Annotated in this window: 15 protein-coding genes; 5 read left to right on the plus strand and 10 right to left on the minus strand. The window is 69.7% G+C overall.

Annotation, left to right across the window (positions count from 1 at the left end; all coding sequences use genetic code 11):
- Positions 1–6 precede the first annotated feature (6 nt).
- The 3 genes from erm to ACWDSL_RS10390 all read right to left on the minus strand — a co-directional run bounded on the left by erm (position 7) and on the right by ACWDSL_RS10390 (position 3,526).
- Complete coding sequence (erm, locus tag ACWDSL_RS10380; RefSeq protein ID WP_450483719.1) at positions 7–777, minus strand: ErmE/ErmH/ErmO/ErmR family 23S rRNA (adenine(2058)-N(6))-methyltransferase; 771 nt, start codon at positions 775–777, stop codon at positions 7–9.
- 250 nt (positions 778–1,027) lie between these two features.
- Complete coding sequence (locus tag ACWDSL_RS10385) at positions 1,028–1,180, minus strand: hypothetical protein (protein ID WP_179285228.1); 153 nt, start codon at positions 1,178–1,180, stop codon at positions 1,028–1,030.
- A 126-nt stretch (positions 1,181–1,306) separates the two neighbouring features.
- A complete protein-coding gene (locus ACWDSL_RS10390; RefSeq protein ID WP_450483686.1) occupies positions 1,307–3,526 on the minus strand; it encodes an MMPL family transporter in 2,220 nt (739 codons plus the stop codon).
- Between the two features lie 450 nt (positions 3,527–3,976).
- Between ACWDSL_RS10390 and ACWDSL_RS10395 the strand changes: the two genes are divergently transcribed.
- From ACWDSL_RS10395 to ACWDSL_RS10405, 3 genes are all read left to right on the plus strand, one after another.
- The gene (locus ACWDSL_RS10395) at positions 3,977–5,197 is read left to right on the plus strand and encodes a S8 family peptidase (protein ID WP_450483687.1); all 1,221 of its coding nucleotides are present in this window, start codon (positions 3,977–3,979) and stop codon (positions 5,195–5,197) included.
- A gap of 136 nt (positions 5,198–5,333) precedes the next feature.
- Complete coding sequence (locus ACWDSL_RS10400; RefSeq protein ID WP_450483689.1) at positions 5,334–5,987, plus strand: mycothiol-dependent nitroreductase Rv2466c family protein; 654 nt, start codon at positions 5,334–5,336, stop codon at positions 5,985–5,987.
- Positions 5,988–6,036: 49 nt separating this feature from the next.
- Positions 6,037–6,780, plus strand: coding sequence for a class I SAM-dependent methyltransferase (locus tag ACWDSL_RS10405; protein WP_450483691.1), 744 nt, complete (start codon positions 6,037–6,039; stop codon positions 6,778–6,780).
- Here ACWDSL_RS10405 and ACWDSL_RS10410 read toward each other — a convergent pair whose 3' ends face one another.
- The 3 genes from ACWDSL_RS10410 to ACWDSL_RS10420 form a co-directional block, all read right to left on the minus strand.
- Positions 6,781–7,542 (minus strand): SGNH/GDSL hydrolase family protein, encoded by a 762-nt coding sequence (locus tag ACWDSL_RS10410; RefSeq protein ID WP_450483693.1) that lies wholly within the window; start codon positions 7,540–7,542, stop codon positions 6,781–6,783. It lies immediately after the preceding gene.
- A gap of 142 nt (positions 7,543–7,684) precedes the next feature.
- Positions 7,685–8,356 carry a winged helix-turn-helix transcriptional regulator gene (locus ACWDSL_RS10415; protein ID WP_450483695.1) on the minus strand — a complete coding sequence of 224 codons (672 nt, stop codon included), beginning with the start codon at positions 8,354–8,356 and terminating at the stop codon, positions 7,685–7,687.
- Between the two features lie 4 nt (positions 8,357–8,360).
- A complete protein-coding gene (locus tag ACWDSL_RS10420) occupies positions 8,361–9,302 on the minus strand; it encodes an LLM class flavin-dependent oxidoreductase (protein WP_450483697.1) in 942 nt (313 codons plus the stop codon).
- A gap of 103 nt (positions 9,303–9,405) precedes the next feature.
- Here ACWDSL_RS10420 and ACWDSL_RS10425 point away from each other — a divergent pair, with 103 nt between their 5' ends.
- A complete protein-coding gene (locus ACWDSL_RS10425) occupies positions 9,406–9,843 on the plus strand; it encodes an organic hydroperoxide resistance protein (protein ID WP_450483699.1) in 438 nt (145 codons plus the stop codon).
- Between the two features lie 11 nt (positions 9,844–9,854).
- On the opposite strand, the gene ACWDSL_RS10430 is transcribed toward ACWDSL_RS10425, so the two are convergent.
- The 4 genes from ACWDSL_RS10430 to ACWDSL_RS10445 all read right to left on the minus strand — a co-directional run bounded on the left by ACWDSL_RS10430 (position 9,855) and on the right by ACWDSL_RS10445 (position 12,857).
- Positions 9,855–10,451, minus strand: coding sequence for a Uma2 family endonuclease (locus ACWDSL_RS10430; protein ID WP_450483701.1), 597 nt, complete (start codon positions 10,449–10,451; stop codon positions 9,855–9,857).
- A 131-nt stretch (positions 10,452–10,582) separates the two neighbouring features.
- Positions 10,583–11,662: a hypothetical protein gene (locus ACWDSL_RS10435; RefSeq protein ID WP_450483703.1), complete on the minus strand. Its 1,080-nt coding sequence runs from the start codon at positions 11,660–11,662 to the stop codon at positions 10,583–10,585.
- A gap of 49 nt (positions 11,663–11,711) precedes the next feature.
- Positions 11,712–12,278 carry an exonuclease domain-containing protein gene (locus ACWDSL_RS10440; RefSeq protein ID WP_450483705.1) on the minus strand — a complete coding sequence of 189 codons (567 nt, stop codon included), beginning with the start codon at positions 12,276–12,278 and terminating at the stop codon, positions 11,712–11,714.
- A gap of 48 nt (positions 12,279–12,326) precedes the next feature.
- The gene (locus ACWDSL_RS10445) at positions 12,327–12,857 is read right to left on the minus strand and encodes a hypothetical protein (protein ID WP_450483707.1); all 531 of its coding nucleotides are present in this window, start codon (positions 12,855–12,857) and stop codon (positions 12,327–12,329) included.
- A 50-nt stretch (positions 12,858–12,907) separates the two neighbouring features.
- On the opposite strand from ACWDSL_RS10445, the gene ACWDSL_RS10450 reads away from it, so the two are divergent.
- A complete protein-coding gene (locus ACWDSL_RS10450; RefSeq protein WP_450483709.1) occupies positions 12,908–13,633 on the plus strand; it encodes a hypothetical protein in 726 nt (241 codons plus the stop codon).
- Positions 13,634–13,755 lie beyond the last annotated feature (122 nt).

Genomic DNA, 13,755 nt, shown 5'->3' on the forward strand with positions numbered 1-13,755 from the left:
CACCGGTTATCCGGGCGTGCCGCTCAGCTCCTCGAACAGCAGCAGCCACTGCCGCGGTGTCGCATACGCCACCACGGCGTCCCGGCCGAGCCCCGCCCGCCGGAACGCGCGGTCCAGCCGCCGGGCGGGGTGCGCGCGGCGCAGCGATGCGTACAAGGTCCCGCCGACGCCGGAGAAACCGAGCTCGACCATCCGCTCGTACGCGGCCCGCTCGGCCGCGCCCGTCAGCAGTGGCCGGGGGCGCCGCGTCAGCCGCAGGATCCCGCTGTCGACGCGCGGCACCGGCCGGAAGGCGGCGCGCGGCACCCGCCCGCACAGCTGCCAGTCGACGTCCGGCCAGGTCCGTACGGTCAGCAGACTCCAGCGGCCGTAGTCCCCGGTGCGCTTACGGGCGTACTCCAGCTGGGTCATGAAGGTGGCCGAGGTCAGCCGGGGCGCCCGCAGACACCAGTCGACGATCTCGGAGGTGCGGGCGTAGGGCACATTGCCGACGACCGCGAACGGTTCGAGCGGTGGCCGGGCGGTCAGGAAGTCCTGGTGCACCACGCGCACATGGGAGTGCGCGGCCAGGCGCAGCCGCAGTCCGGGGATGAGATGGCGGTCGATCTCGTAGCCGATGAGCTCGCGGCAGCGCGGCGCGAGCGCTTCGGTGAGCGCCCCCTTGCCCATACCGACCTCGACCACCAGGCCGTCGTGGCGTGGCCGAGCGGCCCGCACCACGCGAGCGACGGCGGCCGGGTCGACCAGGAAGTTCTGCGAGAGCGTACGGCGCGCCAGATCGCGTTCTGAACAGCGCGGGTTTCGGGATGGATTTCGCTTGCGGGCCACAGCCGGCGGTCCTTTCGGAGCCGGGCGGGCGGCAGCAGCGCGGAACGGGCCCTGCCGCCCGTCCCGGAGTGAGTGATTCCTGGACTGGCGGGGGCCCTGGCCGAGGGCATACGGAAGCGATACCGCTACAAAGCTACAAAGCTACGGAGCTCAGAAAGGGTCAGCGACGAGCGGGTGTCGAGCGCTCAGTGGCGAGCGGTCAACGGCTCGGGAAGGCGCTGGGCGCGTCCGGGCCGGCCAGGGCACCAGGGCCGCGCCGCGGGCGGCGGGTGAGCAGGAGAGAGGCGTTCACACACGCAGCCCGGGCGAGGCCCTGGGTGTCGCGGATGAACGCGCCGAACATGGATCCCATCGGTGAGCGCCTTCCGCGAGCGTGCGTGTGCGTGTTGTGCCTGCCGTCCGTGCCGACGTACCGCCGAAGCACGAACCGGCCGCGCGGCACAAGGGCCACGCGACCGGCTCACCGTAAGGACCCGTCCTACCGGGCCGCAACCGATTTACGCTCCGGCTCCGGCTCCGCCCCGGCGACGGGGGCCGCCCCCGCGACCGGCTCGTCGTGGGTGAGGTCCGGCAGCCACTGCAGCCAGCGCGGCAGGTACCAGTTGCGCTCGCCGAGCAGCGACATCACGGCCGGCAGCAGCACCCCGCGGATCACGGTGGCGTCGATGAGCACCGCGGCCGCCAGCCCCACGCCCATCTGCTTCATGCTCTGCATCGACAGCGTTCCGAAGATCGCGAAGACCGCGACCATGATGACGGCGGCGCTGGTGACCACGCCCGCCGTGGTGACCACGCCGTGCACCACCGCGTCCTTGGTGGTCCGCCCGGCCATCCGCGCCTCGCGGATCCGGGAGACCACGAAGACGTGGTAGTCCATGCTCAGCCCGAACAGGATCACGAAGAGGAACAGCGGCAGCCAGGACAGGATCGCCCCGACCCCCTCCGCGCCGACCAGGCTCGCGCCCCAGCCGTGCTGGAAGATGGCGGTCAGGACGCCGTACGCGGCGCCCACCGACAGCAGGTTGAGCACGATCGAGGTGATGGCGATCGTCAGCGACCTGAAGGACATCAGCATCAGCAGGAAGGCGAAGACGATGACGAAGGCGAAGACCGGCGTCACGGCCGAGCCGAGCTTGTCGTTGAAGTCCTTGGACTGGGCCGTGGAGCCGCCGATCGGGGCGTCGGCGATGCCGTCCACCTTGTCGAGCGTGTCCGGGCGCACCGTGTCGCGCAGGATGTTCAGGCTCTTCTCGCTCTTGGCCTCGTCGGAGCCACCGACCAGCGGCACCTCGATGACGGCGAGGTTCTGGCGGTCGTGGACGGTCACCTTCACCGGGCCCTTGGAGGCGCCCTTGGCGACGGCCTCGGCGCGGAAGTCCTCGATCGCGGCGCGCACCGGCGCGGCGTTGATGTCATCGGCCTTGACGGCCACCTGGGCGGGGGAGGGCCCGCCGGGGAACGCCTCGTCCATGTGCTCGTACGCGGCCACGATCGGCAGCGAGTTGCCGAACTCCTGGTCCAGGGTGAGGTTCGCGGTGTTCATGCCCACGGCCGGGACGGCCACGGCGACCAGCACACCGGTCGCGAGCGCCACCGACAGCTTGGGCTTGCGCAGCACCCGCCCCAGCACCGCACGCCAGAAGCGGCTCTCGCCGTTGCTCCGGCTCTTGGCCCGGCCCAGGAACGGCACCCGGCCCTTTTCGACCCGGTCGCCCAGCAGCGACAGCAGCGCCGGGAGCACCGTCACCGAGCCGATCATCGCCACGGCCACCACCAGCAGGGTGGCCAGGCCCATCGCCTTGAACTCGGCGATGCCGGTGAACAGCATGCCCGCCATCGCCACGATGACGGTGAAGCCGGATACGAGGATGGCCCGGCCGGAGGTGGCGGCGGCTATCAGGAGCGCGGTGTGCGCGTCCCGGCCGGCCGCCCGCTCCTCGCGTTCGCGCCGCAGGTAGAACAGGCAGTAGTCCACGCCCACCGCGAGACCCACCAGCAGCATCACGGAGTTGGCGGTGTCGCTCATGTGCACGGCGTGGCTGACCACCGCCACCAGACCGGTGGTGGCCAGGAACGCGGTCATCGCGAGCAGGACCGGCAGCAGGGCGGCGACCAGCGCGCCGAAGGCGATCAGCAGGATGCCGAGGGCCACCGGCAGCGCCGAGAACTCGGCCTGCTGGAAGTCGTCGCCGAACGCGTCATCGAACGCCTTCTGGCCGCTCGCGTCGCCGAACTGCTCGATCCGCAGGTCCTTGCGCTCGCCCTGCGCCTTCTTCACCGCGTCCAGCACGGGCTGGATGTGGTCGGTGGCCTTGTCGGGGTCGCCGCGCATATCGAACTGGACGAGCGCGGAGCGCCGGTCCGCGGAGATCGTCTTCGTCTCGTACGGCGAGGTGACGCCGGTGACCTGACCCGTGCCCTGCACGGCCTTGATCACCCCGTCGACGGCGGAGCGGAACGCCGGGTCACTCGCCGTAACACCCTTGCCCTTCGCCTGGATGAGCACGGCTTCACCGGCCGGCTCTTCAATGCCGACGTCGTCCAGAAGCTTCGAGACCCGCCCGGACTCGCCCGGCATGGACTCCCCGTCCGATACATCCACCCGGCCGGCCATCGACCCGACGGCGAGGGCGAGGATGACGAGCAGCACCCACCCCCCGACCGCGGTCCACCGGTGCCGGGCACTCCAACTGCCCATGCGGGCCGCGATTCCATGCGGCCTGTCCAAGTGGCCTGTATCCGCCACGACGTCCCCCACTTCCCCAGATCTCCCGAAGATCTTCCGATGGCGGACTCGCTGCCGCCGACCTCGGCATGACGCTCATGACGCTATGGGGCGCGGGGGTGCCATCCCATCCTGCTGTCCGGTGAACCGTCCGGCGGCCTTCTCCACCGAAAGGAGGGGGGATAGCCCTACCCCCGAGAATGAGGCCCCTTACACGTAAAAAGCCCGCGACCGCCCGACTGGTACCGCCAACGCCTCGTGAGTTCAGCCAAGTTGCCTACGTCACACGTGGACGAGGATCTTGAATTGAGCGCGTCAATCAGCCAGGGTTTCCAGTCAGGCCGGAGCGGGTCCCCACCGATGCTCCGGCGCCGTTGCAAGACGAACTTTCCCCCCACAACCACACGAGGAGGATCCCTCGTCATGGCAGTTCACAAGCAATTCAACGCGCGTCGACTCACCTTGGCCACCGCCGTCGCCGCCGCCGTGGCAGCCGGCGCCTTCGCGGCCTTCCCGGCCGGCGCGTCCACCACCGCCCCGGCCGAGGGCACGGTCTACGGCACCCAGTCCGCGAACACCGTCAAGGGCAGCTACATCGTCCTGCTCAAGGGCGGCCAGACCATCAAGGCGCAGAGCACGGGCAAGGACCTCGCCCAGCGCTACGGCGGCACGCTGCGCCGCAGCTACGACTCCGCGGTCAACGGCTTCTCCGCGAGCGGCCTGACCGAGACCGAGGCCAAGCGGCTGGCCGCCGACCCGGCCGTCGCCAAGGTGGTCCAGAACCACCGCTTCACGATCGACGCCACCCAGGACAACCCACCGTCCTGGGGCCTGGACCGCATCGACCAGGCCGACACCGAGGGCGACAAGAAGTACACCTACCCGGACAGCGCGGGCGAGGGCGTCACCGCGTACGTCATCGACACCGGCGTACGCATCAGCCACAAGGACTTCGGCGGCCGCGCCACCTCCGGCTTCGACGCCATCGACAACGACGACGACGCGGACGACGGCCACGGCCACGGCACGCATGTCGCGGGCACCATCGCCGGCGCCGACCACGGCGTCGCCAAGAAGGCCAAGATCGTCGCCGTCCGCGTCCTGGACGACCAGGGCTCCGGCACCACCGAGCAGGTCGTCGCGGGCATCGACTGGGTCACCGAGAACCACCAGGGCCCGTCCGTCGCCAATATGAGCCTCGGTGGCACCGTCGACGAAGCCCTTGACGCGGCCGTCCAGAAGGCCATCGACTCCGGCGTCACCTTCGGCGTCGCGGCCGGCAACGAGTCCACCGACGCCGGCAAGGGCTCGCCCGCGCGCGTCAAGGACGCGATCACGGTCGCCTCCAGCACGGACGCCGACGAGCAGTCCGACTTCTCCAACTACGGCGACATCGTGGACATCTACGCCCCCGGCTCGGACATCACCTCCGACTGGAACACCGGCGACGACGCCACCAACACCATCTCCGGCACGTCGATGGCCACCCCGCATGTCGTGGGCGCCGCGGCGGTCTACCTCGCAGGACACCCCGACGCCAGCCCGGCGGACGTGGCCAAGGCGCTGACCGAGGGCGCGACCCCGGACAAGATCTCCAACCCGGGCGCGGGCACGCCGAACAAGCTGCTGAAGATAGTGGAGTAGGACCCGTACGACCCCGTGGCCGCCGCGCTGTCCCCCATGGAGCGCGGCGGTCGCATGTCTCGGCGGGAAATGGCCCATAGAGCGCGGGTGCAAGTGGCCCAGGGCCCCGGGCCACCCGACGACTAAAGTCCCCAACGTGAACACATCTTCGAATACTGCGGACGCCACCACCGCTGCCCCCACCACGCGCACCAAGGTGGACCTCTACTTCGACCCCATCTGCCCCTTCGCCTGGATCACTTCGCGCTGGATCCTGGAGGTCGAGCGCCTGCGCGACCTCGACCTGCGCTTCCGGGTGATGAGTCTGTCCGTCCTCAACGAGGGCCGCGAAGACCTCCCCGAGCGCTACCGCGACCTGCTGGAGGCGGGCTGGGGCCCCGTCCGCGTCTGCATCGCCGCCGCGCAACACCACGGCGAGGAGGTCCTGCGCGACCTCTACACCGCGCTCGGCACCCGCATCCACAACCAGGGCGACAAGGACACCGACGCGGTGATCCGCGAAGCCCTCGCCGAAGTCGGCCTCCCCGCCGACCTCGCCTCGGCCGCGACCAGCACCGCCTACGACGAAGCCCTCCGCAAGAGCCACCACGACGGCATGGACCCCGTCGGCGAGGACGTCGGCACCCCGACCCTCCACATCGACGGCGTCGCCTTCTTCGGCCCGGTCCTCTCCTCCATCCCGCGCGGCGAGGACGCCCTGCGCATCTTCGACGGCGCCCGGCTGCTCGCGGGCTACCCGGACTTCTTCGAGCTCAAGCGGACGCGTACGGGGGACTTGGACTTCGGCTGACCAATAAATCTGTGGACGCCGCTCGCGCGCTCGGGAAATCCTTGGCGGCATGCGACAGGGCGAGATCTGGGACGACGAAGCCGCGCAGAGCTATGACACGCCCGGCACCGGCATGTTCGCCCCGGAGGTTCTGGACCCGACCGTCGACCGCCTCGCCGAACTGGCCGAGGGTGGACGGGTCCTCGAGTTCGCCGTCGGCACCGGCCGCGTGGCCGTCCCGCTCGCGCAGCGCGGAGTGTCGGTCACCGGTATCGAGATGTCGCAGCCGATGATCGACCAACTGCGTACGAAGGCGGACGACGCGACGATCCCGGTCGTCGTCGGCGACATGGCGACCGCGACCGCCGGCGCTCCGGGCACGTTCCAGCTCGTCTATCTCATCTACAACACGATCTCCAATCTGCTCACCCAGGCCGAGCAGGTCGCGTGCTTCCGCAACGCCGCCCGCCACCTCGCACCGGGTGGCCGGTTCGTCATCGAGCTGTGGGTTCCCGAGGTGCGGAAGCTTCCCCCCGGTCAGCAGGCCATGGTGTGGAAGTCCGAGGCCGGCTATATCGGCCTGGACACGTACGACGTACTGCGTCAGCACGTCGTCTCCCACCACTTCCGGTTCGGCGAGGGCAGGGAGGCGCGGGTGTTCCGCAGCCCGCACCGCTACGTCTGGCCGACCGAACTCGATCTCATGGCCCAGCTGGCCGGGTTCGAGCTGGAGTCCCGGCATGCCGACTGGCAGGGAGCGGAATTCACGGCCGAATCGCGCTCCCATGTCTCGGTCTACCGGCTCCTTCGGTGACTACCGCGCTGTCGCGTCCTGGTACGGCGTACGTGACGCGCCCCTGACGCCCATGCTGCCGGGCACCGAGAGAAGCGCGCTGTACCAGACGTTGGCCATCTTGCTGTAGCCGCCCGCGTTCGGATGCACTCCGTCCGCCAGGTCGGCGGTTGTGAGTGCCCGGTACATGTCAACCAGATGGACGCGCTTGCCGGCGTTCACCTTGCTCTGCACGATCCCGGGGATCGTCGCGTTGAAGGTACGGACGGCCGGGTCGAAGGACGATATGGGGATGATCGTGGCCACGAACACCTCCGTATTGGGGGACGTGGCGGTGATGTGGTCGAGCAGTGTGGAGAGCCGGCCCGGTGCTCCGGCGGGGTCGCTGCCGTACATGTCGTTGGTGCCGATGTGCAAGAGCACGGTGCGCGGGGTGTAGGTGCGCAGCCAGTTCACGACGTTGCTGTCGATCTGGCCGATCGTCCACCCGGAGTGGCCTTCGTGGTCCCGGTCGCCGAGATTGCCCGGACCGTTGGACATGGAACCGACGAAGTCGACGTTGTGGCCGCCTGCCACGAAGTTCTGCCAGAGGTCGACGCGGTAGCCGCCCGGGACGTTGAAACCGTCGGTGATCGAGTCACCGAGCGGCATGACGCGTACTCCCGCCCTGGGCGCGGCGGGGGTGGCGCTTGCGGAGTGGGCGGTGCCGGTTGCGGTGAACAGCGCGAAGAGCAGGGACGCGAGAGCGATGGTGCTGGTGACCAGGCGTCTTGTCCTTGTCATGATCGCCTTCCTGGTGGTGGGGGGATCACGAGGTCGCCGCTTGATCTCTGGCGACTCCGGAAAGGTGCTGAAACATTCCGGAGTGTGTTCCGAACTATTTCAGTCGGCAAGAGTCAAGACGCGCCATAGCCGCGGATCGCCGTCACGCCTTCCGGGTGCGCGGGGGTGGCAGGGGGAAGAGGCCCTTCAGGCTGTGCAGCGCCTCGCTGTCGCCGGACGCCGACGCGGCGCCGCTCTCGAGAGCGTCGGCGAAGGTGAGGCCCTGGCCGGTGAGGCTGACGAACGCCTCCTCGCTGATCGTGACGGTCGCGTCGGGGCGCTGGGCGGGCCCGTGAAGTGCCTCGATCGTCCCGTCGTCGATCCGGGCGTGGAAGACCTCGTCGTCGACGCGGAATTCGTACACCGCCCGGAGCCCGGCGGCGGCCTCGGCGTTGAAGCAGGCCCGTAGGCCGAGTACGGCCCAGCCCGGATGGAAGGTCTCCGTCTCGCGTCGCTCGCCCATCGCCCACTTCAGGCCCCACTGGGCCAGTTCCAGGATCGCCGGTCCGAGTTCTTCGCCGGCCTCGGTGAGGGCGTACGCGGGGGTTCGGGCGGGGGGCGGGAGGGTGATCTTGTGGGCCAGGCCCTCGCGTTCCAGATGCTTCAGGCGGGCGGCCAGCAGGCCGGTGCCCAGGCCGCGCAGGCTGGCCTGGAGGTCGCCGAACCGCTTGGGCCCGGTGAGCAGTTCGCGGATCAGGAGCAGCGTCCAGCGCTCGCCGACGAGGTCGAGGGTGCGCGCGGTGGCGCAGTACTGGTTGTACGTTCGCTGTTCCACTTCATCACTTTAGACCGCGCAGGAGCGGCAGCACCCGCTCGGCGAACTCCTCCAGGCCCAGCTCGTGGTCTTCGGTCGCCAGGCGGATGACGACGTGGCGGGCGCCCGCCTCGGCGTAGCCGTGCAACCAGTCGGCGGCTTGGCGGGGCGTGCCGGCGAACATGGCCTGGATCTGCTCGATGCGCTCAAGCGGCGCGTTGTAGTAGGGCTCGATGACGCTCCGCAGCCGCTGGCGCGCGTTGTGCGGATCCTTGCCCAGGCAGAGCGTCGCGTACAGGGCGGGGGTGACCGTACGGGCCGGCGCCGCGCGCTCGATGGTCCGGCGTTCCTCCGCGTACGTCGTCGTCTCGGGTGGATACGGGAGCCAGCCGTCGGCGAGGCGGGCCACCCGGCGCAGCGCCGGGCCGCCGCTTCCGGCCAGCCAGATCGGCGGGCCGCCCGGACGGTACGGCGGGGGAGTCAGCCGCACGCCGTCGAAGGAGAAGTGTTTGCCCTGGTGGGAGACCTCCTCTCCGCCCCAGAGGCGGCGCATGACGTCGATCGACTCCTCCAGGCGGCTGATCCGGCGGGCGAAGTCGACGCCGACCGCCGTGAACTCGGCCTCGGTCTCGGGGTTCGGGAAGCCGCCGCCCAGGCCCGCGATGAGGCGTCCTTCCGACAGCCGGTCGAGGGTGGCGAGTTGATGCGCCAGCAGGATCGGATGGCGCAGCGCGGGGAGCAGCACGGCTGTGCCGAGCGTGATCCGTTCGGTGGTCGCGGCAACGGCGGCCATCAGCAGCAGCGGATCGGCGCGGGGCCGGGCCACGGGGGAGTCGCCCGCCCAGACCGAATCCAGCCCGAGTTCTTCCGCGCGCCGCGCCTGGGCGATGAGCCGCCGTGGTTCGTGCTCGCCCCGAACGGTCTGGTCGCGCGTCGGCAGAAGGTAGCCGACCTCAAGTCCCGCCATCTGGACCCCCAGTTGTTGTCGTGAGGTGTCCGAGCCTAGCGATTGACTTCCTGATTTTGAAGTGACAGATTCAGATTGCGGAAGCGACACAAGGGAGTTGAGGATGACGAAGGCGCTCTACACGGCGGAGGCACACGTGGCCGGAGGCAGAAACGGCCGCGGTCGGACCTCCGATGGACGGCTTGACCTGGAACTGAGGCTGCCCAAGGAGTTGGGCGGGGACGGTGAAGGCGCCAACCCCGAACAGCTTTTCGCGATCGGGTACGCCGCCTGCTTCGGTGCGACGCTCGCGCTGATCGGACAGCGAGGGAACCTCAAGGCGGACGACGCGGAGATCGACGCGTCGGTCTCGCTGATCCCGATCGACGGTGGTCGCTTCAAGCTCGGCGCCGAGCTACGGATCTCCCTGCCGTCGGTCACCGGCGAGCAGGCCGTCGAACTGGTCAGGACGGCGCACGAGGTGTGCCCGTACTCCAACGCCACGCGCGACAACCTCGACGTGGCGCTGGTCGTCAACGGCGCTCGGGTTCAGCGGAGTTAGCGTCCAGGCGCTCAGCCCGCCAGATCGCCGAGCAGTCCGGGGACGTCCAACTCGACGCTGAACTCTCCGGCGACCTGGACGGACTCCTTCCCCGTGACCGTGGCTACCTCGCGGTACGTATCGACGGACAGCTCGTGCACCACAATCCGGACCTCGGGCTCGAGCTCGACACGCCAGTAGGCCGGCACCTTCGCTTGGGCGTAGAGCGCGGGCTTGAGGATGCGGTCCGTGGACCGGTTGAACGGCGACACGATTTCCACGAGCAGCAGGACCGCTTCGAGCGGCACGGCCAGTGTCCCGCGCTGGACGGCGGCGCGGTCGACGATGGCGATGTCGGGGATGAATAGTCTGGATTCGCCGGTCACATTCACTGCCTCGGCGGAGATAAAGGGCGCGGCGGACCGAGTTAAGGCAGTCTTGATCTGGCTGTGCAGCTCCGAGGACACAATCTGGTGGTCCCAGGAGGGTGCGGGGGACATCATGAGGATACCGTCCACGAGCTCATAGCGGGCGCGTGCCGGGTGCTCTGGGAGCGCGAGGACGTCCTCGACCGTCCAAGGGCCTTCGTGATCGTCGACTCGTCCTTTGGCGACGCTCATGACTGCCATCACCGCCTCCTCGTGTTCCTGGACTCCAGCATGGCACGCAGTTCGGACACTCGCCGAGACTTCCAGCCCGTGCCGCCGACGCGTGCCGAAAAGGCGCTTGTATCACTCCGTGGAGTGAACCTGGGCGGGCGCTATCCGCTGATGTAGATGAGGGCGGTGCGTTCTGCCCCGACCAGGAGGAGGCAGGAGTCCCCTTCGCCGGACAGGACGGAATCGAGGGGGAGGTTCTTGGCGTACGCGAGGGTGGGCGGGGCTCCGGGCGCCCCGGTGATCTTGGTGAGGATCGTTTCGAGGAGGTCGCGGGCGAGCCAGGAGACCAGTTCATCGCCGGGGATCTCGGGCGTCGTGGAGTCGAACTCCCAGACCGGGGTCTGGGCTCGGGCCGCCGCGACCATGTTCTGTTCGGACCCGGTCAGCGCGGCTTTGAGGGCGGCGGCGTCCAGGGCCCACAGGACGTCGTCGGTTTCGTCGTCGTCCTCCTCGGCGATCAGCCAGTCTTCGTCTCCGGCCCAGCCCGCGCGGAAGGCGGCGTCGGGGTCGGCGATGTTCAGGTCGACGTCATGGGTGCCGAAGGTCACCTCGAAGGTCACGGCGTCGGTGTTGTTGATCTGGAGGAATTCGCCGAGCAGGGACGTGGCGCAGGCGATCCGGTACTCGGGAGTGTCATTGGCGTCGGGGGCGGTTGCGGCGTCGGCCAGGGCCAGCCGGGTTGTTCTGTCGTGGGAGCGCACCAGCAGGTGCAGCTCATCTTCCAGCGCGGGGCCCTCCGGCTCGGCGGCCACCGTGATGCGGAGCAGATCCGTACCGTCCGCCGCCAGGAGGCCGGCCAGGTATCCGGCGAGCGCCCGGCCCCGGCCCGACTCCGTTCCGTCGGCGAGGAATTCGCTGATGAACGCGAACGTATGCTCCGCACCCTCGTCCGGCAGCCCCCACGAGGCGTGCAGGGGGCCGGAAGACGTCTCGTCCGGGTCCTCGATGTCGAACCGCTCGACGGCCACCGGATGGCGCTGCCCGTCGGGGCCGTCGAACGTGGCCGGGAAGGCGCCGTAGTCCGACACCTCGGCCGGCGAGGGCGCGGCGGTCCACTCCTCCTCGTACGACGGCGGAGCTTCGCCGCCGACGAGTGCCAGGCGCCGGCGCGGCAGCCACAGCGCGAACAGGTGCTCCACGGCTTCGAGCGGGTCTATATGGCGCGGCTCCGCGTCCGTCAACGTTCCTCCCCCGGGCCCACGTTTGCGATCACGACGATCACGGCGGAGCCTACAAGGAGTGGACCGCGCCGCGCCCCAGCAACCCCGCCAGCAGCCCCGCGATGTTCCACGCGTCGTCCACGCCCCGGTGGTGTGTGCCCTCCAGAGGGAGCCCCGCGTGGTCGAGGGCGCCGGTCATGCCCAGTTCGCGGTCGAGGGAGTGCATCAGCGAGTAGAGGTTCTTGACGTTGAGATGCCGGGTGCCGAACGGATAGCGGGTGTTCGTCGCCGCGGTCTGCCGGGTGAACTGGGCGCGGTCGTACTCGCCCCAGCTGGCCCATACGCGGTGTCCGGCGCCGTGTTCGGCGCGCAGGATCTCGCAGGCCTCGGCGAAACCGATGCCGGCGGCGGCCTGTTCGGGGGTGATGGTGGTCAGCTCGGTGCAGAAGGGGCTGACGGTGGAGCGCTCGGGGCGGACCATGAGGGAGCGGCGGACGGGGCGTTCGCCGGTGGCGATGTCCAGTTCGCACAGGCCGATTTCGATGATCTCGGATTCCATGCCCTCGGGGGTCGGGCCGTCCCAGCAGGTCGCTTCGATGTCCACGACGAGTACGCGGTCGAGTCGCAGTCTTGCCATACGGGGTAGCGAATCACGGCGACGTGGTGGTGGGCACGCGAATTGACGTCAGGCGGGGCGCCGCCGGGGTGCGGGCCGGGGCCGGGGTGGCGGCGGCCAGGCGGCGATGGCGCCGGCGGTGCCGCCGCCGAGGAGGGCGAGCGCGATGGTCCAGGCGATCCAGTGGTGGGCCGCGAGGTCGAGGACGCTTTGGTCGAGGGCGCCGGCGGGCTGTGCCTCGTAGGGGTTCGCCCGGTCGTAGACGACGGTCGTCGCCACGCGGTCCTCGGCGTCGCGGTGGCCGTGCGGGACGTAGAGCGAGCCGTCGATCGTCTCCTCCGGCACGGAGACGGAGTCGCCGTCGGCGTCGTGGAAATCGAGCCACACCGATGACGTGTGGCAGTTGATGTCCCGGCCCTGCGTGCAGGAGGTGGCCAGGGACGCCTGGGCCCGGGTGTGCAGTCCGTGGGCGCGCAGCGCGGCCAACTCGGTGTGGCCGTCCCATACGTGCTTGACCTGGCCTGTCAGCAGCAGGGCGCCGATCAGCGCCACGGTCACGGCGGCCGCGGTCGTCCCCCATCGGCGCAGCGGATTCCTCACCAAGCCCTCCTCGCTCGTGTTGTCATATCGTCCGGCTAGGGTCCCTGACCATGACACACGACAGGCTCCGTGAACTCCTCGCCACCGGACTGATCGACACCCTCGACGCGCGCGACAAGGCGCTGCTCGAGCGCCGCGCGCGGATCAAGGCCAGTGGGGAGAAGCCGTCCCGGCTGGAACCGCGCGGATGGTGGTACGCGGTGCCCGGCGCGGCGTACGAGGGGGTCTTCGAGGCGCTTGGGCTGCACGACCGGTTTCCGGTCACGCTGGAGGAGGGCGCCGATGTGGAGGACATGTCGTCGCGCCGGGGCGCGTACCCCGTGTTCATCACGCCGGAACTGGACGGCTGGCGGCTGGTCTTCGGCAACCTCGCCGAGGCGGTCGGCTGGGACTGGGACGCGTGGATGGGCGCGGTCGAGCGGCTGAGCGAGCACTGCGGTGAGGCGCAGATGTTCTTCCAGGACGAGGCGGCCGGGGCGGACATCTGGGTGGTGGCCGAGAAGGGGCGGATCCGGCGGCGTTACGCGGCGGAGAGCGACCCCGAGTGGATCGGCGAGCCGCTGCCCTGGGAGGACCTGGTCGTCGACGATGAGGAGTACGACCCGGAGTACTACGAGGCCGAGCCGAACGAGGGTACGGCGCGGGCCGCCTACGCGTGCGAAATGCTGTCCGTCGACCCCACCGAGATCGGCCCCGACACGCTGATGCGCGGCCACGGCTGGCTGGCCCTCAGCGCCCCGGGCATCGGGCACAAGGGTCTGGATCTGCTCGTGTAGGGGGGCACGCGATTTGTGGTGAGTATGGGACACCGACACGCCGACGCCACGGCGTGTGGCGGTGCCATACAGACCACCAATAAAACGCGCGGAGGAAGCACCAGCACCCAGTGGCCCACCCG

Source organism: Streptomyces sp. NPDC000941 (genome assembly GCF_053599555.1).